Source organism: Flavobacterium sp. ST-158 (assembly GCF_058309975.1).
Genome location: NZ_JBZEEN010000003.1, coordinates 79,267 through 102,679 on the forward strand (window position 1 = coordinate 79,267; position 23,413 = coordinate 102,679).

A 23,413-nucleotide genomic window follows, 5' to 3' on the forward strand; every position below is an offset into this window, starting at 1 on the left:
TTAAATTATAGTGAAATATTTAAACCTGTAATAAATGATTTTGATCTTGGATAAGCACTAAAATCAACTCCAGGTGTTAAGGCATTATTTAAGACACTCACTTCAGGATCATAACCAGAATATTTAGTAAATACATGTAGATTATAAAGCGTTAAATAAAATCTCATGTTAGCAATTTTGGTATTGCTTAGCCACTTTTTAGGGAAAGTGTATCCTAAGCTTACATTATTGATTCGTAAGAATGAACCATCTTCAATAATATCACTATACAAACGCCCAGTAGGATTTCCGTTATACACAGGATTTGTTTTTCCTTCGTTTAGTGCAGCCAGTTCAACAGGATCAGTTACTCTTTGTCCGGCAGCATTAATTGTTGTCCATCTGTCAGCAAATCTTGCTAATGTGTTTTGGTTTTCCAGATCCAATCTGGAACTGTTCAATACGTTGGCATTATAAATATCGTTGCCTACTGTAAAGTTAAGGAATACACTTAAATCTAATCCTTTATAACTAAAGCTGTTGTTTATACCACCAGTAAATTTTGGGTTAGCATTACCTATTATTGTTCTGTCTGAGTCGTTAATTACCCCATCTGGGACACCATCGGGACCACTAATATCTTTAAATTTGATAAATCCAGGTTGTACTACTATATTATCACTAACAATATCCGGTTTTAAAGTATAAGTTCCATTTGTGGTATTATAATCAAAATCACTAACTTGATATAAGCCATCATTAATATATCCATACATTAGACCTACAGGTTTTCCAACTTGTAATATATAGTCGTTTGAAGAAGTATAACTATTGGTTATTAATGAAGTTTCGCCATTACTTAAGCTAAGCACTTTAGTTTTATTGAATGCAATATTAAAACTGGTGTTCCAACTAAAATCAGTCTTTTTAATATTTACAGTATTTAAAGTAAATTCGAGACCCTGACTAGAGGTAGACCCAATGTTTTGAAATTGTCTTTGAAAACCGGAATTAGCCGGAATACGCGTATTAAAAAGTAAATCTTTAGAACGATTGTCATACCATTCTGTTGTAAGAGCAATTCTTTGATTGAAAAATCCTAAATCCAAACCAATATTAGTGGATTGAGTAGCTTCCCACTTCAAAGTAGGGTTTGGCAGGTTATTTTGGAAAGCAGAGATAACTACTTGATTGTTTAGAGGATATGATCCTGTGTCGAAAACACCTAGTGCGGCATAATTTGCAATTCTATTATTTCCTGCCTGACCGTAACTTAAACGAAGTTTCAAATCAGAAAAGGCAGTTGCATTTTTCATGAAGCCTTCATTAATAACTCTCCATGCTGCAGATACTGCTGGAAAATAACCCCATCTGTTTTCTGTTCCAAATTTAGAAGAACCATCCGTTCTAATACTTGCTGATAATAAATATTTATTTTTGAAAGAATAATTAGATCTGGCAAAAAAGGACATCATTTTATCTTCTTCAGCTGATGATGAAGGAATTCCTGGGATAGTTCCTAATTCTAATTTATTCCATCCGGAATTAACTTCAGGGAAAGCAGAAGCGCTAACAGAATGAGCTTCTGAATAATTATAGATGTATTCCTGACCAGCTGTAATATCAAACTTATGTTTTTTATTAAAAGTATTGTTGTAGGTAATGGTATTGTTATAATTAAAACGTGTTGCAAGGTTATCGGTAATTCCACCATTTGGACCACCGCTTCTGATAGCTTGTATTCCTAAATTTCCATTAAAATACTTTCTGGAAATGGCATTATCAGTAAAACTTACCAATCCTTTGTATATTAATTTAGGACTAAGATTGTATTGTAGCTGTACACTTGCATTAATTGCTCTTCTAACAGATTCTCTTTTTTGGTTTTCAATGGTAATTAACGGACTTTGAAAAACAGGAGAACTTGGATTATCAAGAGGATCCAGAGGCAGGTCAGTAAGATCATCGTCAGCACCTAATTGACCATTGGTAGGACGATATTTCAAGATATTTTGTAGCATACTCAATCGGGCATTTCCTCCTTCATTTGTCCCTAGTCCGGTTATTTTTTGTTTGGAATAGTTCACAATAGCATTTACTGAAAACTTTTTGCTTACATTATGGTTAACGACAAGTTTAGCAATATCTTTTCTGGAGCCACTACCAAGCATAATACCTTCGTCATCATTTACAGAATAAAAAAGATTGAACTTAGTATTGTCTTCACCACCACTAATACTTAATTTGTGGTATTGGCTTACTACGGGTTTACCAAAAACTTCTTTTTGCCAATTTTTACCGGGGCGATTGCCATATAGAGATTCTAATTCATCAAAGTTTCCGTAATTATTTATAAAGCTGGGCATTTTTGTACCATCAAGTGCATTTTCATATTGCAATAGTACATACTGGTAAGGATTCATTACCGGAATATTAGAAGTAACCTGTTTTACACCTGCATAAGCATCGTAATTAACTCTTACTTTTCCAGATTTGATTTGTTTGGTAGTAATTAAGATAACTCCGTTAGCTCCCTGAGCTCCATAAATAGAGGTTGCAGAAGCATCTTTTAATACGTCAACTGTTTCAATATCCATAGGATCTAAAAATCCTACTCCGTCTGTTTGAGGAACTCCATCAATAACATATAGAGGTTCGTTACTTTGAGTTATAGACATTCCTCCACGTATTTTTATGGAAGGTTCAGAACCAGGTGTTCCGTCAGTCATATTGACCTGCATACCAGCAATACGTCCTTGTAGTGCCTGAGCCACGTTTTGTACCGGTACTTTAGCTAATTCTTCTCCTTTAACAGATGAAATAGCGCCAGTAAGATCTTTTCTGGATTTAGTCCCATAACCAATTACTACTACTTCATTAAGACTGTTAGCTTCATCTGATAATTTGGCGTTTATGGTGGTTCGGCCATTTAGCTTTTCTTCGATAGTTTTTGTACCTATAAAAGAGAATACTAATGTTGCATTGGGTTTTACTTTAATTTGATAGAAACCATCTATGGAAGTTATGGTACTGTTTTGAGTTCCTTTCTCTAAAACTGTAGCACCCGGCATTGGTAAATTTTGATTATCACTTACCATACCATTTACAGTTATGTTATCTTGAGAGTAGAGAAGACCGCAGGTTGTAAGCAACAAAAATAAAAATATAGTCCTTTTCATAATTTTATTATTAAAACGGAAAAGGGTTAGACCTTTTTCCTAATTGGTAATGATTTAGTTAAATGATAGTTTTGACATCTGTTTTTTTCTTTTCTCGAGTTAAATTTTAAAAAAGATATCATATTATTTTTTGTAGAATATCATAAATACTCTGAAATTAATTTTTTCATAAAGAGTGGTTTTAGGTTTTGTTTAGTTATAATGGTTTTTTATAAAATAGATTGATTATTTATTCCTTGATTTTCATTTCAATCCTGTTAATTAACATTTGTAAAGTTAGAAATCATGTATAAAGTATGGTTTTGAAAATGTCCAAAATGCTATTGAATTTGTTTAATACTGTTTTTTATTTCTTAAATATCAATCAAAAAATCAGTAAATACGGAGTTTTATTGAATCAAATAAATTTCGGGTAGGATTTTAGAAATAATTTATTTGAGATAATCCATGATTATTATTTAAAAAAATAATAATCATGGATTTGGTATTATATTTTTGTTTTTAAATTGGTCTTTTTACCATCAACGATTAAAGTCAAATTGATTTCTCCTTTTTCAAAATCATTCCCTTTGTTTTCTTTTATTCCAATTACAGGAGCTTTAGTGCCATCATACGGATAAATGATACTTATAAAATCTTCTGTTTTTTCATTGTCTTTTTGTTTTTCAAAAACAAAAGCAGGTCTTTTCAATTCTTTTTGGTAGGTATAAGATACTTTTCCTTCTTCTTCGTTAAGCGATACTTTATCGGTATTGAGTGATTGTATCAAAAGGTTGTTGCCATCAGCATAAGTGGTATAAATTCTGTTTTTAGATTTATCAAAAACAGGATTGCTGTCTTCTTTTAATTGAAAGTGAATGCCTAAATTTCCCGTGGCTTTTCCAATGGCTCTGTCGATAATTAGAAAATATTTTTTATCAATGAAAAGAACACTACGTTGATGATTTAAGTCTGTGTAACTAGGATTAGTATAGACTAAAATGTCTAAATTTTCACCAGTTTCCCATTTATTTTGTAGGGCATTAGTGATCAACATATTTTGATTATTCAGGGTAAGGGTGGAGTGGATCTTTGTCTGGCGGTACCAATTTCTCATTTTAGTGATTAATGAATCTCCACTGTACACATATGCACCTGCATCAGGAGTGAAATTTCTTCCTTTAACCCAAAGTTCAAATGTACCGTTATCTGGCTGCGCATGAAATTTTCCAGGAGGGCTGGCTTTTAGAACCATTACTGTCGATTGGTCATTCCATCCGTTTCTGAAAGTATAAAACCCAGAAGGAATTAGAGCGCTTGATAAATAATTTGGCAATTGACCTTCTTTGCCTTCAGTGGCGAAGTATTTGATAAGTTGGTTGTTTGGAAATACTTTTGACCAGTTTTGAAAACGCTTGATTCGTTCGTCTTTTTTTACGAGCCATGCATCGCCAAACATTGGGTTGTTATAATCAGGAAATGAAATTTTTGCCGTTGCTTCTACCATTTTTTCAATGGTTTTGATGTAGCTTGCAGGAAATTCATTTGTTAAATCAGACATTTTTGCAGCATCATATCCTCTCAGGAAAATATCTATAGTAGCAACCTGATAAGCTGGAGATAGTTCCCATTGAATACCATCAGGATACACCTGTTTAACGATTTCGTCATTAAGTACTTTTATTCCGCTTTTGCGCCAAGATTCAGCATTTTTAAGTTCTGGAAAAAAGCTTCCTGCACTTAAAACTCGTTGTGCTTCAAATAATAAATGGTTTCCTTCTTCACTATAATTTGCAGGAATATAATCGGCTTGTTGCTTGTAAAGATTTAAAAACTCCAATAGAAAAGCAGCTGTAAAGTTTGGTGAGTTTATAAATAAATTAAAAGTACCGGGTAAACTTTGTATTCTTTCAGAAACCTCCAGCGGTCGCCAGGCATATTGGTCATTTTCTTTGGACAGACCTAAAGCATTTTTTTTTGCCCAATCTCTAAATTGAAAAATCCATTCTTTGGCATATTTTTCATCACCACTGCTACGGTAAGCCATTCCCATAGGTTGCCACCATGTAATGCGGTGTAATTGCCAGCGTACTTCATTGTCTTTTACTGGCCAAAATTCCCAGTTAATGTCTTTACCATAATCATAATAACCATATCCTTTCTGAGGTTGAAATTTATGTTCTAAAGCATTATCAGCTTTTAGCTGATTAGCTTTGCCAATGTCTTTTCCTCTAAAACGATTTTCATCACCGACATTAAACTCTGGATGTTTTACATTCTTACGGTTTCTAAAATAGCTCAAAAGTTCTTTGGCTGCATCTTCATACTTAGCTTCATTAAAAAGCGTTTTTACTTTTTTAAGAGCAGGGTAATTCAGGTTTATGTTGTCAAAACTTTCTTTGGTAATTTTCGTTTCCTGAGCATGTGCAAGTATAGCAGAAATTAAAATAAAGAAAAGTGATATAAAGTTTTTAATTTTCATTGTTTTATTTATTAAGTATTAATTGCAATTCTTTTTGAATTTTCAAGAATTTATAAATTTGTTTTGTGAAATTACAGAAAATCTAATTTACTGTTTTAATAATTTAACGGTTTGCTTATTCATTCCCTGGGTTATTTCTGCAAGGTAGATTCCTGGATAAAACTCGTTTCCTAAGGTTATTATCTGACCGGATTTTGCGTTTAAAGATTTTATTTTTCTTCCTGTGATATCGAATATATTAATAGAAACAGTTTCGGTTGAGACAGCTGTTATACATAATTGAAATTCGGATTTTGTTGGATTAGGAGAAAATGCTACTTTAAAATTGTTTACTTGTTGTTCTGTACTTACAATAATATCCTTGTTGGTTGATAGTATCTTACCAACACAACTTCCTAAGTAACAGCCGTGAGCCAAATGATCTGAAACGCCACTTACAGAGATACAAAGACTCTTATCATGATTAGGATTACTAGTGTGGCATATTTTTACTTTTCCGTCTGAACAAAGAATATCAATTACTGTTATTTGTTTGATTACCGTAAAGGAACAACCTAGTGCATCAGTAATAGTTACTGTGTAATCATGTGTCCCAGCAGTTGATGGACTTACTGTTGTAGTAGCAGTAGTATCACCATTGCTCCAAGAAAAATTGTAAGGTGCTGTTCCGTTTACAGGAATTGCGGTCAGAGTCAATGAAGAAGGACCATAACCTAAATAAATAGTGTTAGCTGTACCTCCTGGATTAACGGCATAAACATCGGCAATAGTTCCGGTTATTTCACTATTAATTGTAACATTTGTTGTTGTCGTATTAGTATTTCCAGCATTGTCGGTTACTGTCCATATTATTGTTGAGGTCCCCACATTGAAAGTTCCGCTTGCATCAAGATCATTTCCATTTCTTACCGTAGCACCAGTTATTTGATAAGTAATTGTATTTATATTGCAATTATCAGTTGCAGTTGCGGTAGGTATATTGTAATTACCATTTGTATTATAACATAAAGAAACTGATTCAATAGCATTTATAATTGGAGCTTCTGCATCCGTAACAGTAACGTTGAAGCTGTTAGTTACAGTGCTGCATAAATCAGTTGCAGTCCAACTAACGGTAGTAATTCCGGTATTAAAAACTACATTTTCTATCGAGTGATTTCCAGAGCCTACCGTAGCACCACTTAGCGTATAATTAATTGAGCTGTTTCCACAATTTCCTGTAACATCAATATCAAATTCATTTCCATGGGCAGTATAAGTGCAAACGCCGGGATTTGTTGTTTTAGTAGCGTTTGATGTACTTTTAAAAGTTAGAGATGCTTTTACTAATGTAGTTTCTAATGTTGCTCCATCAGAAGTACTAAAAAAAACTTTTGTGACATTACCGTCAATAGTTGATGTGATATTAGATGTTGGTGATTCCAAAAACCATTTACCATCAAGCGTCAGTGTTACAATATCTATTGGTGAAGTTCTGTGAAAAACAGTTGGGTCATTAGTAATTTGATTGTAGGTGTAGTTTTCATTGGAAGAAAGTAAGTTAAGTGGATTAGTAAGGCTAATTTTTAATTTATTTCCTGCTTCAGTTTTTTGGGTCATCACAACTGCAGGTTTGTCTACACTTTTAACTACATCAGCGTTGAATGTTTTTGTAGCGTTAAAAATGGCATAGGCATAAATAGAATCAGGGACATATTTAGCCACATGAGCTAAACTATCTTGTTCTATTATATTGAAATAATTAGAAAAATTTGTAGCAAGTTCTTGCGTTCCCAGAGATCCACCTTGCAACACAATAGCATAACGGTAGGCAGCTGAATCCGGTGATGCACCATGGTCAATATAAGCAGTAGTAAAATTACCAGTACCTGATACTAAACCTCTATTATTCATAGAGGTTTGTACTACTCTTTGGATAGTGAGAATGTTATTATTTGTTGAACTGCTGTCTACTACAACGTATCCATTGCCAACTGCATCAGTTGCCCAGGCAGAACCTCCTGTTTGTGTAAAGTTATAGGATGTTCCGGTTATTGTATTTCCATTTACATACGTTGGAGTTGAGGAACTCGCTAAAGCAGTTTGAAATAAAGTGGTATGGATAGGATTATTTCCGTTTACGTCTTTGATATTCGAACCAAGACAGAGTATTTTATCTCCAAAAAAGAAATTAGTTTTTAGTGCTGACATGTCAGTTGTTGCATTTGCATCTCTGTAATCCATAGAAAACACACCATTATTACCCAAAGAAGCATGCGCAAGGAATTGTTTATCGTTATACAATCTCATTTTGGCAGGAAGTGAAGCTAATGGAAGATAGGCCACTGTAGTACCTGCTAAATGTGACCAGTCCCAACCGGTTTCAGTAAGGCCATTTGCCAGTCTATTTATGGGATTTCCGAGTGCTAATATTTCCATAGTTCCTGCAGAAAAGTAACGACCGTAAATGTTTTCACTACTTCCATTTTCAAAATGCCAAATATGTTTGCTGGTACCTTTTATACTCACTTGCCAACCATTATACTTGTGTATGTTTAGTCCGGCATATGGAAACGTGAAGTGTCCTTGTTGAAGTTTTACAGCTGGTGTAAGATTACTGTTAAGAACCTGAGCCATATCCTGGATACCACCCAGAGTATTTACCATATTAATACTAACGGTATTTGCTCTTTGCAAAGGAATGTTCGCAGAAGGCAAAAGATTCCAAAGCCTCAAGAACTCCTGACCAGCATCAGCATTAGCAATTGGGTCAGCTTGGTATAGATAGGCTAAGGCTGGTCTAAGGTCATTAAAAACATCAGTGTTAGCAGGAAACCTTCCGGCCAGTGCAGTGGGCATTTCAAAGTCATTACAAAATTTGCGGTAAGCCATTACTGCATTTTTAATGTTACTTTGAGCTGTAGAATTGAGCTCAAATTCCGTGTTTTTAAGTATTAGGTTGAGGATGGATGCCTGATGAAGAGCATCTACTCCATACGAATTCGAATAAGCTCCCTGATGATGAAAGGTGATAAAATCGGGTTTTATGAATTCAGCCCATCCATTACTTATCTGCATTGCATTATTAATAAAGCGTTTTAAGAAATCCATATTAGCAGCTCTGTTGCTACTCGTTTGGTCCTGAGCAAGTACATAACATAATCGCTGTTGGACGGATGCTCGTACTACATCGGCATTATAGCCAGGATACGTAAAATTAAAATAAGGATATTCAGGAGAGATAAAAAAGGTAAGTCCATTTAATGCTCCCAAATGATTAGCAAATTCTCCTGTATTTACGAGCTCTTCTTTCATTAAAAAAAGAGAAGTAGCATAAGCGGAAGAACGCAATGCAATACCATTAGCACTAGTGGCTACCATTTCGCTCGAAGAATGCTCTTCGTATGCAAAATTTGCATTTGGAGTTACACCTTTTGCTTTCAGGTAGTTAAAGATAGTAAGTATGGTTTCTTTAAGTGCCGGGTGATGGTAATTAGGATTTGGGCTAGCGACAGGTCCTTTTATTTGGTATAAAAAAACCAATCGAATAAGCTTTTGTTCCACTAATGCAGCATAATCACTTTGGTCAGCACTGTTTGTAAAATCCCAAACAGAGCCAGGATTGATAAAATCATATGAAGATAAATCCATTGCAGCAAGTCCGGAGGAAAGGAAACGGTTATAACGTTCCATAACCTGACTTTTTGAATAATCTGCATTTTCGCCAGTAAGCCAGTTGCGGTATTTGGTACTAAGACTATTGATTGCCGCAGGATTGGTATTCCCTTCTTCTAAAAAGTTGCTGTAAATAATGTCATCCACGTAAAGGGTAGGCGTAGATGAACCAGCTCCAACATTCAGTAAATTCATCCCGTTAATAATTGTTCCTTGGGGTAGTGTACCAGTGCCCGGGTCTGCATTGATTAAAAGTTTATTACCGTCCAACCATATATCAAAAGTACCTGCAGGCAGATGATAAAGTCCGTCATTGTTAGTATAAGAGATATTGGTGCTGCTATTGTTCATAAAAAACTTCAGCTTGTAAACCTGGTTTTTATTAATTGTAGTCTTTGCAAGACCAGTGGTTGTATATGTAACACCACCTGAATTGATTAGCCAGTCAAGATTCACACCAGTAGAGGCAGGTGTAAATCTAAGAGCAGCAAATGTTTGACCAACATTGATTCCGCCACCACTTGTGAAATTCCCACCATTTCCAAAATACAATAAGAATCTACCATTAGTTCCTGAGCTAATATTAATTTTACATTCAAAAGAGGCTAAGGTTGTGCCTGAAAAAGGGGCAAGACCAAATTTTGCACCTGAAGTAGTAGCTCCTCCAGTCATTTTAAGTTCGACTCCACTACCACCAGCTAGACCAGTTGTTGTTAGTTCAATTTTTCCTTCTGTAGAAGAAGAAGCTCTTACACCAGCATTGCCACCTTCTGTCGTTGGAGCGGGTAAATAACTGGTGTTGTATGTGGTGGATGTATAGGGAGCTGCTGTAGTAGTGCCGAAGTCATACATCCAGGTAGAATTTTGTGCTTTTACTTCTAATAAAGCAAATACACAGAGTAAAGCAAGTAAACTTTTTTTCATGATTTTTTGGTTTTAGGGTTTTTAATAAGGAGTAATTATTAGAATTGTTTTTTATGTTTATTCTTCGCAATTAACCCGTTATTATCCTGAACACATTTCAAGGGTGTTTTTCTTTAAATGCTGGTTAATCATTTATAAAAAAATCAGGATATTACCTTTTTTGGTTGAGTTATTAGGTTGATATTTTTTTAATTCATTAAATTCAAATTATAATTAAAAATTGAGATCTTGTTTTACAGTAGTGATTTTTCCATTGATGTTCAAAATGATATCTATTTTACCATTTGCAATATCATTAGCTTTGTTTTCTGAAATTTTTATGACAGGAGGTAGGCTGCCATTGTAAGGATATACTATCGAAATAAATCCTTGTGTTTTGCTGTCGTTTTTAGCTTTTTCGAAAACAAATGCAGGGCGGACTGTTTCTTTTTGATATTGATAAGAAACAAAACTCGATTCTGCTTTGACACTCACTTTGTCTTTATTTAGTACTTGTATCAAAAGATTATTTCCATCGGAATAGTTGGTGTTAATGCTGTTGTTATTAGCATTGGCTGTAGCCTTACTATCTTCTTTTAAATTGTAATGAATGCCCAAATTGCCTTTGGCAGTACCAATCGCTCTGTCAATAATTATAAAAAAGGTTTTATCGATGAATAAAAAGGTACGCTGGTGATTTAAATCTTTATAACTAGGATTGGTATAGCTAAGGATGTCCAAATTAGGTCCAGTTTCCCATTTTTGCAATTGTGCGTTGTTTACAATGTTTTTATTGTCCAGAGTTAAGGTTTGGTGTGCTTTGGTAGAGCGGTACCAGTCTCTTTTTGAGTTTTCCTGATTACCTACATTCGCATATACAAAACTTCCTGAATCGGGTGTAAAATCTCGGCCTTTTACCCAAAGCACAAAATTGCCATTGTCAGGATGTGCATGAAACTCAGCTGGTGGTCCGGCTTTAATTTGCATTATAATTGATTGAGTATCCCAACCGTTTCTAAAAGCGTAAAAACCGGCATTAGGGAGACATCCCGAAAGATAATCCGGTTGTTTACCTGACGCACCATCTGTAGCAAAATATTCGATTACTTTATTTTCAGGAAAAACCTTTGCCCAAAGTTTATAATTTTTAAGCATGAGATCTTTATTCGTTAAAAAAGCATTGCCATATAGGGGAAAAGTATAATCAGGAAATGAATAGTTACCTACAGCCAATACCATTTTTTCAACCAAGTTGCGGTAACTTTCAGGAAACTCTTTTTCTGCACCGTTTAATTGGGCAATTTGCAAGGCATCCAGAAAAATTTTAATAGTTCCAATGTGGTAAGAAGGTGACAATTCAAACTGAATGCCATCTGGCAGTAATTGCTTTTTAATTTCTTCATTCAAAATTTCGATTCCACTTTTACGCCAAGCTGTAGCTTCTTTCATTTCTGGAAATGAACTACCGGCGTACATCATATGAAGGGCTTCATACAACCTATGATTCCCAATATCAGTGTAATTGTTCATTACATAATTGGCCTGTTCGTTGTAAGAGCTCAAAAACTCCATCAAAAATGCAGGAGTGAAATGAAGTGAATTAAGAAACATATTAAAATAAGCTGACCAATGATTCAGTCTAAAAGAAACCACAAAAGCTTTCCATGCATAATCTTTGTCATCAGGGTAAGCTCCATTTTTGTTTTTCTTAATCCAATCACGCACCTGGCACACCCATTCTTTAGCATATTTTTCATCGGCAGTACTTTGATAAGCAATACCTAAAGGCTCCCAAAAAGCAGTTCGGTGTAAAAAAGTAGTCAACAATTGGTCTTTTACAGGACGATATTGCCAGTTGATATTTTTCCCATAATCGTATGTAGGATAACCTTTGTGTGGTTTGAATTTGTGTAACAAAATATTATTAGCCAGTTCTAAAGTATTCTTGTTTACTTTTTCATTAGCCAGTTTTTCTTTATTATCGATATTAAAATCCAAATGTCTCACATTGCTACGATTACGATAAAATCGTAATAATTCAGCTGCTGCTTCATTGTATTTTGCAGAGTCAACCAAGTTCTTCACTTTTTCCAATCCCATTTGGTTTAAATTGATAAAATCGAAACTTGATTTATTGATTTTAGACTCTTGAGCCAAAATGCTTTGAGTAAAAAATAGAATAAGAGCAAAAAACAATATGTTTTTTTTAATATTCATATCTTATTATTGATTAGCAAGTTTTTTAAAAGAATCAATCTTTTTGATTGCAGCATATCTATTTAATGCTTCTAAATAGTAATAGTCAGCATAATCTAATGGGGTATCAATCTCCGAATTGTAAAGAAAAGCTCCCACGCTGTGTTTTAACAGAAAATAACTGTTCTCACCCGGCTTAGCCAAATAAGTATCTGATGATAATGATTTTAATATTTCTTCAGCATAATCAGCATACTTTTGTCCGTCTTTTACCTGAGTGCTCAAGTCCAATAAAGCAGAAGCGATAACCGCAGCAGCCGAAGCATCTCTTGGTGCACGCTCTTCAGTATCCATTGCATTGTGTACATCAAAATCCCAAACAGGTACTTTGTCTTTTGGCATTCGCGGATGATTCATGATAAAGCTGGCAATATTTTCGGCTTGTTTTAAAAACTTTGGATTTTTAGTGTTTTTGTAGCATAATGTATATCCATACAAACCCCATCCTTGTCCACGAGCCCAAGAAGAATCATCTGTTAATCCTTGATGTGTTGCTTTACGCAATACTTTTCCAGTTGCAGGATCATAATCAACTACATGGTAGGAGCTATAATCTTTTCTAAAATGATTTTTCATTGTAGTCAATGCGTGTGTATTGGCTGCATTGGCATAATCAGGATGATTAAATTCCTGAGCTGCCCAATATAGGTACTCCAGATTCATCATATTATCTATAATTACTGGAAAATGCCACCAAGAGAAATCCCAGGAACGGATAGCGCCTACTTTTGGACTGAAACGTGCATATAAATTTGCTGCACCTTCACTTAATGCAGGAAGGTATATTTTGTCATTTGTTATTCTGTACCCATTTCCATAAGAACAATACAACATAAAACCAAGGTCATGAGTGTTTTTTATATTTCGGATAGAATCAAGTCCAAGAGTAAAATTTTTAGCTTCTTGAGCTAATTTTTTATCACCCGTTAGTTCATATCCATACCAAAGACTTCCTGGAAAAAATCCCGTTGTCCAATCGGTTAGACCAGCCAGTCTCACTGTTCCGTCAGGATTTATCGAACGCGGATTTTTACCGGGTTTGTATGTTTGTGCTGCTTTCTTTAATTGATAGCTAATTACTTCAGATGTTTTTTTAAACCATTTAAACGATTCGTCATTTTGATTGGTTTGGGCAAACGAGCTAAAAGTAATGGTAGAGATAGCTAAAAATAAGCTAAAGGTTTTTTTCATAGTCTTCATCTTTTACGTTTATAGTTTGTTTCTTTTCAATGTTTTGATGAAGCGAAGTTATATATGAGTTAGAAAACGCTATTTCAAATTCTACCATAAAACTTTTGAAATTGGTTAACTATGAGTAAAAGATGGTTGATTTTAGCTTAGTTGCATAATTTTAATAGTTAATTGTTTTTAAATTTTTTTAGCAAAGATTGAATTTCGTTTTGCCTAAAGGATAATTTGTAAAAGGCATAATTATTTTTTAAAAATTATATAAATAAGGGAAGATTTCATGTGTTATGAGAATTAATATTCATTTTAATAAATTTAAAACAACTATAGCATTCCGAAGTATCCAGTAAAAGTGTTCGACACTCCCACTCACTTATTATTGGAGTTGCTACATTTACTGGGACATAAATTTTAAGACTGTTTAAATAAAAATAAATATCTTAGAATTATGAAAAAACGAGTTTACAGTGCTGAGTTTAAATCATCAGCAGTACGATTAAGTTACGAGCGAGAAAACATCAAAGAATTAGCAGATGAACTAGGAATCCAGGTAGAGCGTATTTATAAATTGAGATCCTCTGAAAAAACATTTACTAATCCAAAACCAATTATTTCTAAAAAAACAGAGACAGATTCTTTAGAAGTCAAACAACTTCGAAAAGCTCTTAAGGAAAAAGAATTAGAGCTTGAGATATTAAAAAAGGCCGTTCACATCTTTTCCAAGAGCGATGGGAAGTCTACCAATTCATAGTGAGCTATAAACATTTATATCCTATTGAAAAGATGTGCAGCGTTTTAAAAGTAAGCCGAAGCAGTTATTATAGATGGTTTAGTGGCGGGCCTTCTAATAGATCTATAGAAAATAATCTATTTACAGACTTGATAAAAGAAGTTTTTGATTTAAGCAGTCAAACTTATGGAAGTCCCAGAATAGCGGAACAGCTAAAAAGAAAAGGATATAAAATATCCAAAAGGAAAGTTGCTAAATTGATGCTTCTTAATGGCTGGAGAAGTAAACTTAAAAGACGCTTTAAAGTGACCACGGATTCTAATCATCGATATCCAGTGTGCAGTAATCATCTCAATAGAAATTTTACACCAAAATTACTTAATGAGGTCTGGGTGTCTGATATAACTTATATAAGAACAGCTGCCGGCTGGTTATATCTTACTACTATTATTGATTTATATGACAGACAGGTTATAGGATGGTCATTAAGCACACGAATGTATACCGATCAAACGATTATTCCAGCTTGGAAAATGGCAGTATCAAAAAGAGAAATAACAGAATCTTTACTTTTTCATTCAGATAGAGGAATACAATATGCTTCGATAGAATTCAGAAAATTGATTAATAAAAATACTTTAATCACCCAAAGTATGAGTAGAAAAGCTAATTGTTGGGATAATGCTGTAGCCGAAAGTTTTTTCAAGACCCTTAAAGCAGAACTTATCTATCAGCATAAATTCACAACCATTGAAGAAGCTAAATTAGCAGTCTTTGAATATATAGAAGTATGGTATAATAGAAAACGTTTGCATTCTTCTTTGGGATATAAAACACCTAAAGAAATGGAACTAGAATTTTATAAAATTAAAAGTGTAGCATAGGTCTTAAAAAAAATGTCCGACTTTTTGTTGCAAGTCCAGTTCTAAAATAGCACAAAATAGCACAAAAAAACACCCTAAAAAGAGTGTTTTTCTTAAATGTGTAGCAAATGCGTAGCAAATTTATTGTAATCCCAATAAAATCAATACTATTTGTGACCACAACCGAACAAATGTCGAACCATTTTATAGAGGATTTGGAGCGATTATCAGAGACATTTAAAATGTAATTACTCAGTTAAAAAAATAAGAATAGAATATTTTGGCTTTTTCTATTAAGCTTAACAAGCTATTCTTTTTACCTGAAAATCTCTATAAAAATAGATTTTGAAAATAAGAGATAATCTTTCTTCTTTATCTCTTGCATCTAAGCCAAATCAAATAATTTTTTGACTATAATATTGGCTGTAAATGAAACTAGGAGGAGTGATACTTCTCTGATATTTATAATAGCGAGGTATGTATTACAGGGGCTTTAAAAGCTGATAAACAGACGAAAAGGAAGATTTTAACCTTTAAAAGGAAGAATCTACTCTTTTAAAAAACATCATCGAACTAACTTTGGAAATGTTCTTTTAGCGAAAACGATTTCATAATAAAGACAATTTTACAACCAAAACCAAATTATTAATTAAACTAAAAACCATGAAAAGAAAATTACACGTCGTTTTTATGCTGCTGTTATTTTACGGCTTCATGCCTCATGCTTTTGCTACCGATTACTACACAGCTTCGGCAAGCGCAACATTGGCTGGGAATTCAGCAGCTTCAGCCAACTGGACTACCAATCCGGATGGAACTACCGGTTTAACTTCGGTGACCATCGCAACAACGGACAACCTTATTATTTTGAATGGCGGTACAGCCACCATTACAGGAGGAATGTCTGTTAACGCAGTGAATATTGATGCAGGAGGAACACTTATCCACAACAACAATGCTACTGGATCATCATTTACCATTAATGGCCTTCTTTCCTGGAATGGTACTTTAAAAACACTGAACGGAGTGTCTGGGAGTAATTATTTCTCCGTAAATGGTGATGTTACAGGAACCACAGCAATTCATGATGCCGCCAGTAATAGAGGGGTATATTTGGGAGGGACAGGGAAAACACTTAGTTTAACCCAGCTTTCTTCAGGTATTAGTTCGGCTAGTAGCATCAGTGTTGGGATTCTTTTTGGTGGTACCCGTTCGTTGGTAGGGGATTGTAAGTTGTATAGTCCTTTAGTTATGAATACAGCTGGAGCTACATTAGACCTTGCCGGTTTTAATTTGCAAGTAACTAACATCAGAGATAATAATGCAAGCTGTTTGATAAAAGGAAATAGTAATTCAAAATTGACTATTTCGGGAGCTAGAAGCAACGCAGCTACTAAAATCAATTTTGATTCTACAGCGGCAGTTCTTAATGAACTTAATGTTAATAATGAGTATGGGGTTCCTTCAGCTTCATTAGGTGTTGTTACAATAGGCACTAATCTTATAGTGAATTCATTAAATTTTGGTAATTACTCCGGAGATGTTCTAACCAGAAGCTTAGTGGTAAACGGTAATTTCTCATTAGCAAATAATGGTAGCATGCGTGTGCGAACAGGAGGTACTACAGCCATAACCAATTATGATCAATTAAGCGCAAGTTCAACGGGAAGTATAAGTATAGGGACTTCGACAACATTAAAAGTTGATTATATTAATTCGTATACGACTACTCCTCCTGCATTAGGAACTCAGTTTGATTTTGCAACATCAGCAGGAACGCTAAGTGGTTCATTTGCAAATCTTCAAATGCCTGCATCGCAATATGGAAACTTGACTTATCTGAACAATAAGGTTACTTTAACCACTTCTGGACTACCTGCTTCTACTTATTATACCACATCGCCAAATGCAACATTGGCTGGTAATTCGGTAACTTCAGCCAATTGGACAACGAGTACCGATGGGACAACTGGTTTGGGACCTGTGACTATTAACTCAGGCGACAACCTTGTTATTTTGAATGGAGGTACAGCCACCATTACAGGAGGAATGTCTATTAACGCAGTGAACATTAATGCGGGAGGAACACTTATCCACAACAACAATGCTACTGGATCAGCATTTACCATTAATGGTCTTTTGACCTGGAATGGAACCATAAAAACACTGAACGGAGTGTCTGGGAGTAATTTTTTCTTCGTAAATGGTGATGTTACAGGAACCACAGCAATTCATGATGGTAGTAGCTCAAGAGGGGTTTATTTGGGAGGAACCGGGAAAAAACTTAGTTTAACCCAGCTTTCTTCAGGTATTAGTTCGGCTAGTAGCATCAGTGTTGGGATTCTTTTTGGAGGTACCCGTTCGTTGGTAGGGGATTGTAAGTTGTATAGTCCTTTAGTTATGAATACAGCTGGTGGTACATTAGACCTTGCCGGTTTTAATTTGCAAGTAACTAACATCAGAGATAATAATGCAAGCTGTTTGATAAAAGGAAATAGTAATTCAAAATTGACTATTTCGGGAGCTAGAAGCAACGCAGCTACTAAAATCAATTTTGATTCTACAGCGGCAGTTCTTAATGAACTTAATGTTAATAATGAGTATGGGGTTCCTTCAGCTTCATTAGGTGTTGTTACAATAGGTAATAATCTTACAGTGAATTCATTAAATTTTGGGACTGCTTCTGGCGATACAACAACAAGAAACTTACAAGTAAATGGTAACTTTACAATAGCAGACAATGGTAGTATGCGTGTAAAGGCAGGAGGCCCTACAGCGGTAACTACTTACGATCAATTAAACGCTACGGGAAATATCAGCATAGGGGCTTCGACAACATTAAATGTTGATTTTATTAATTCATACGCTACTTCAAGCCAGCCATCATTAGATTTTGCAAAATCATCAGCAGGAACTGTTTCGGGTACCTTTACTACTGTTCAAGTTACAGCTGGCTATACCGGTACAGTTAGTTATCCAGGAACCAAAGTAACTTATCAGTTACAGACAACCCCAGCTCCGATAATGCCGCCGCCGCCTTGTCCTGTTACTTTCAATCCTGATTTGCCTTTGCTACCTTCTAATTCAACCGTGGAAGCAGATATTAATACAGCTGTACAGCATTTTTCTGATGCGTATTTGGGTACAACCGAACCAACAGCTGCATCACTTTCCAGTGCAGTAGCAAGCTATAATGCACTAAACATAACGGTAGACGGATATTCCATATCTTCCGGAACAGCTGTTACGGCCTATACTCAGGTGACATTTTTAAAAACATTTGCACAATGGCTTAAATTTCATCCCGATGACACCGATATATTCAACAAAGCCCTTAACACGGTGTGGCTGGTATCGGATAGAACCTGCAAAGGCTTGTTTGATCCCTTGAATGGAGGATATAATTATAGGGATTTTATACGGCCTGCCATATTAATACCCCATATTAAGGACTCCCCTTACCAAAAAGGTTTGTTTGAAAACCTGTTGAGCAAGGTAGGTGCTTTTGATTATTTATGGGACGCTAACTACGATGGTGGTATCAACGATGATGCTGTTGGGCAGAGCGCTAATGTTACCATGGCTTACGTAAAATGGATAGATTCTGCTGATGAGCGCTATCGTTATATGACTGCTTTCAAGCGATATATGGAAAATTTCATCAGTTATCCAACAGCTGGTGCTAACGATTACAGCGGCATAAAACCGGACGGTTCCGGGTTTCATCATAATGCAGCTTATCCGTCCTATATGTACAATTTGAATGCTGTTGCTGATATTATTTCAAATTTAAGCGGTACCTCTTTTCAAGTGAGTAGTGCCGGTTACCTACGGTTGAGGGATGCCATCATGGCTCAACTCATGTTTGCGAATGAAGGCACTGTTACTTCTACTGCCAGTCCTACGCGATTCCTAACCATGGCAGGAAGAAAAGCGAGTGAAGTGGCTACAACTATCAATAGATTTAGTTTTCGTTCTATGGCAGTAGCAGGAGGGAGTATTTTGGGAACAGGAACTTCAGATCCAGTGATGGCTAGCTATTACAATCGTGTATGGGGCGGTTACGGACCTTTTGGGAATGGTGCTCAAGATACTTTTAACGAAGGCTATTTTCAGTTCAATTACAGTATGGCCGGTATTTACCGAAAAGACAATTGGGTAGCTGTTTGCAAAGGTTTTAATAATAATATGCTTGGCTCAGAGATATTTCCTGCTGGTAATTCGGGCAATCGTTTTGGTCGTTACCAAAGTTATGGTGCCGTAAATATCATTTATTCCGGAGATGCCGTTAACGGAAATGGATATGACTATACGACATGGGATTGGAATTTCACGCCGGGCGCTACAGTAATAAGGCTTCCTTGGGATAAACTTGAGGGGGAAACCGAACGTGTTGACGAACTGCAACAGAAAAGATTTGTAGGATCTTTAAGTTTTGCTCATAAAGACGGAGATTATCTGAAAGCGATTAAAGGAACTTATGGTTTGTTTGCTATGGACTTCCAGGAGGCAAAATCGAATGGATGGGGAACTCGTTATCATCCAGAGAGTCATAATACTACGTTTGTATTTAAAAAGTCGGTATTCACATTTGACAATATGCTGATTTGCTTGGGTTCCGGAATTGGCAACAACGATGCTACCAATACCACATTGACTGCCTTGTACCAACGCAAAGCCATTTCTGGTAAAGAGCAGGTAACTGTTGATGGTAATGCATTGTCAACAGGAACTTACAACAATACTTATGCTGATACAGACAACCACTGGGTCGTAGATAATTTTGGCACTGGTTTTTATGTGTTTGCGGGAAGCGGTACCATACAATTGTCTAAAGCAGACCAACAGACACCGAATCATGACCAATATTTATCTGCTCAAACTATTGCCAATAACCCGATAGGAAACTACGCTATTGGTTATATAGACCACGGAACGGCTCCGTCTAACAAAGGATACGAATATGTTTGTATGCCTAATGCCACCGCTGCTGACATGGTTAATTTAAATAGTCAGGTAACTGCCGGTAATAAGCCTTACACGGTACACCGCAAAGATGAAATAGCCCACATAGTGGAGTACAAACCTACCGCTACGGAAAATGCTATATTTGGTTATTCGTTTTTTAATGCGCTTTCCGGTATCGATAATTCAGGACAATTGACAGGTGCAAATACTCCATGTTTGGTGATGTCGCAGTATGATCCGACACAAAAAAGTCTTAAAATGGCAGTAACCAATCCTGATCTTGGATTTACATGGAGAGCAAAAGAGGCGTCTGTAATTAAACAAATAAATATTACTATAAAAGGTACGAATTGGCAAATTTCACAACCTAATGCCAATGCCAGCATAACAGGTACTGCAAATGGAGAGACTACAATCCAGTTTACAACTGTAGATGGATTACCGGTAGAAATTGCATTGAGTCGTATTTTGACTCCGCAAACTATTACTTTTGATGCATTACCTGCAAAAGTAGCTACGGATGCTGCTTTTGATTTAACGGCTACGGCTTCATCAAGTTTATCTGTAAGTTACATCAGTTCCAATACCGATGTGGCGACCGTAAGCGGAAGTACAGTTACAATAGTTGGAAAAGGGACTAGTACTATTACAGCCAAACAGGATGGTGATGATATTTATGCAGCAGCAACGGCGGTTGAACAAACACTAACAGTGAACCCAGTTGCACAAACGATTACTTTTGATGCGATACCGACAAAAGCAATCGGTGATACAGCCTTTGATTTGATTGCTACGGCTTCATCCAATTTACCGGTTACCTACACCAGTTCCAATACAGACGTGGCTACCATAAGTGGCAGCACCGTGACGATTGTTGGAAAAGGAACCACTACTATCACAGCTTCACAGGAAGGTAACAACATTTATGATGTTGCCACAGCGGTAGAACAAATACTAAAGGTAAATACAGAGGCTACGGTATCTATTACTTCCCCTTTGTCAAATGCAAGCTATGATGCTCTTGCCAATATTACAATTGCTGCTGATGCGGTTGATTCAGACGGAAGCGTTAGTAAAGTTGAATTCTTCAATGGGACAATAAAACTAGGTGAAGATGTAACTGCGCCTTACAGTTTTGACTGGAATAACGTTGCTACAGGAACTTATGTTTTAACCGCTAAAGTTACCGATAATGATGGTGCTGTTACCACTTCTACAGTTGTTACTATTGATGTGGTTTGTCCGACTGTACAGTTGTCTATTCCGGATGTGTATGCAATGAATCCGGCTATAGATGATAAAAACACCATTTATATAGGCTACGGACCTACATCGCTTACCCTTAATTCATTGGTGCAAGGCGATCAAGATGTTACCTATACTTGGAACACTGGAGCACATACGCCATCGATTACAGTTTCACAATCAGGTACATATACGCTAACTGTGACTTACGCAGGAGGATGCCAGTCAACGGCTTCAATTACCATAAACACTCTTGATGTAAGATGTGGTAACGACAATACCAAAGTACAGATTTGTCATAACAATACTATAATCTGTGTGGCGCAATCTGCTGTTCAGGCGCATTTGGATCATGGAGACAAGCTTGGTTCTTGCAGTGGTACGTCAAAAATGGCAACTAAAGAGGAAGTATCAACTTCATCCAATTTCACTGTTTATCCTAACCCTGTTCAGGACAACTTTAATGTAACGGTGTCGTCAAAACTGGATCCGAATGCAACAATTAGTATTTATAATGTACTTGGTATCAGGATTCGTCAGTTTCGTTTTACCGCTGTACCACAAAATGTGTACGCGGGAGATTTAGCTACAGGGAACTATATTGTAGTTGTTCAAAATGGTGTTGAAACTTTTAGGAGTACTATTGTTAAGCAATAAATTACCAGGGAGACTGTTCTAACTTTTAGAACAGTCTCTTTTTTTACAGAAATTCTTGGATATTGCTCTAATATTTTAAAATGTCTCTTAGAGAGAACGCTATGTTAACATAAAAAAGTATTTGCCCCAAATCTACTTAAACTAAAACCCTTTTATATATGATGAAAAAAATTATTCCATTCCTGATTGTTTTTGGATTTTTTGCTGCTTGTAGTGAAGATGAAGAAAAAGTAAGCCCAAAAATGGTTTCTTTTGATACCGACCAAAATTCGTCTTTAATGTTTCAGGATAATGAGCCATTGGCAGTGATGACTTCAGAATCCAGGATTTACAGCATCGCACAGATTATACGCGTAAAAGCTGTTGATAATAAAACTATTGAAGTTTCAAATTTTGCACCTTTTGACATTGAGAATGTTACCATATTAGCCACTATTGAAGGTGTGGGGCAGCTGCAACTTTTTCAAATAAAAAAAATAAGGGCACATGCTACCCAAACCATGAAGTACCCATTTGTGGAGGGAACTACGCTTTTTTTAGATATGGATAATAAAGTAGTTGATTTATCACACTATAAAACAACTGGTGTGGATCCAACTAAAATTTCATTTGATTTTACAGGTGACAGCGAAATTATACTCAGATTGAAAAAATTAAAATTACTCAAATGGACAATCAAGTATCATGATTTTGACCCTAATAATGACCCCAATAATAATTGGGAACCTATAACAGCCAAAGATATACGTCGTTTTTCAGGACTTATGATCAATATGGGAATCGTTTTTGTGTCAGATGAATTTAGGCAGTCATTTTTAAACGAGACAATTATCGGAAATGACGGAACAACGGCGTTAACAATGACCGAAAAGGAGAAAGTTTATAACGATATTCTTATCCATCCTCGCTTTAACTGTGGCAAGGTTACCAATGTATCCGGTTTAGGTGGTGGAGCCACTTTAGGTTATGCCGAACATATTTTGCATGATTATATAAAAAAGGATGCAGGGGATATTACAGCACATGAAATAGGACATTGTGTGGGCTTTAATCATGATTCTAATATGACTTATCCAAAAAAAATAAATAATATTAATACAGGAATCAGTCCTGTAATGTCAAGAATTAATACCGAATTTTTTAATGGAGGACTATTTATTGTAACGCCACAAAACTATTATAAGCCTGCAGATTTCCAATAAATTGGATAAACTGGTATAAAGCTCTCAAATTCTTTATAAATAGTAATGGTTAAATAAAAGTTTCGAAGCTGGAATATATAAATTATCTCAAATAAAAAATCATTCAAATTAATCTAAATATAAATCTT

Annotated in this window: 9 protein-coding genes; 4 read left to right on the forward strand and 5 right to left on the reverse strand. The window is 35.5% G+C overall.

What is annotated here, in order from left to right:
- Nucleotides 1-5: 5 nt before the first annotated feature.
- The 5 genes from AC4FRF_RS06230 to AC4FRF_RS06250 all read right to left on the reverse strand — a co-directional run bounded on the left by AC4FRF_RS06230 (nt 6) and on the right by AC4FRF_RS06250 (nt 13,623).
- Nucleotides 6-3,158 (reverse strand): SusC/RagA family TonB-linked outer membrane protein, encoded by a 3,153-nt coding sequence (locus AC4FRF_RS06230; RefSeq protein WP_491158626.1) that lies wholly within the window; start codon nt 3,156-3,158, stop codon nt 6-8.
- Between the two features lie 487 nt (nt 3,159-3,645).
- Complete coding sequence (gene hepC / locus AC4FRF_RS06235) at nt 3,646-5,619, reverse strand: heparin-sulfate lyase HepC (protein ID WP_491158627.1); 1,974 nt, start codon at nt 5,617-5,619, stop codon at nt 3,646-3,648.
- Between the two features lie 87 nt (nt 5,620-5,706).
- Complete coding sequence (locus AC4FRF_RS06240) at nt 5,707-10,197, reverse strand: polysaccharide lyase family 8 super-sandwich domain-containing protein (RefSeq protein ID WP_491158628.1); 4,491 nt, start codon at nt 10,195-10,197, stop codon at nt 5,707-5,709.
- A 213-nt stretch (nt 10,198-10,410) separates the two neighbouring features.
- Nucleotides 10,411-12,393: a heparin-sulfate lyase HepC gene (gene hepC, locus AC4FRF_RS06245; RefSeq protein WP_491158629.1), complete on the reverse strand. Its 1,983-nt coding sequence runs from the start codon at nt 12,391-12,393 to the stop codon at nt 10,411-10,413.
- A gap of 6 nt (nt 12,394-12,399) precedes the next feature.
- Entirely contained in the window at nt 12,400-13,623 is a 1,224-nt protein-coding gene (locus AC4FRF_RS06250) for a glycoside hydrolase family 88 protein (protein WP_491158630.1), read from the reverse strand.
- Between the two features lie 445 nt (nt 13,624-14,068).
- Here AC4FRF_RS06250 and AC4FRF_RS06255 point away from each other — a divergent pair, with 445 nt between their 5' ends.
- The 4 genes from AC4FRF_RS06255 (at nt 14,069) to AC4FRF_RS06270 (ending at nt 23,285) form a co-directional block, all read left to right on the forward strand.
- Nucleotides 14,069-14,371, forward strand: coding sequence for a transposase (locus AC4FRF_RS06255; RefSeq protein ID WP_491158631.1), 303 nt, complete (start codon nt 14,069-14,071; stop codon nt 14,369-14,371).
- Nucleotides 14,371-15,234: an IS3 family transposase gene (locus AC4FRF_RS06260; protein ID WP_491158632.1), complete on the forward strand. Its 864-nt coding sequence runs from the start codon at nt 14,371-14,373 to the stop codon at nt 15,232-15,234. Before AC4FRF_RS06255 ends, AC4FRF_RS06260 begins: the two co-directional genes overlap by 1 nt.
- A 642-nt stretch (nt 15,235-15,876) precedes the next feature.
- Complete coding sequence (locus AC4FRF_RS06265; RefSeq protein ID WP_491158633.1) at nt 15,877-22,083, forward strand: polysaccharide lyase family 8 super-sandwich domain-containing protein; 6,207 nt, start codon at nt 15,877-15,879, stop codon at nt 22,081-22,083.
- Between the two features lie 158 nt (nt 22,084-22,241).
- Nucleotides 22,242-23,285: a zinc metalloprotease gene (locus tag AC4FRF_RS06270; protein WP_491158634.1), complete on the forward strand. Its 1,044-nt coding sequence runs from the start codon at nt 22,242-22,244 to the stop codon at nt 23,283-23,285.
- Nucleotides 23,286-23,413: the final 128 nt, after the last annotated feature.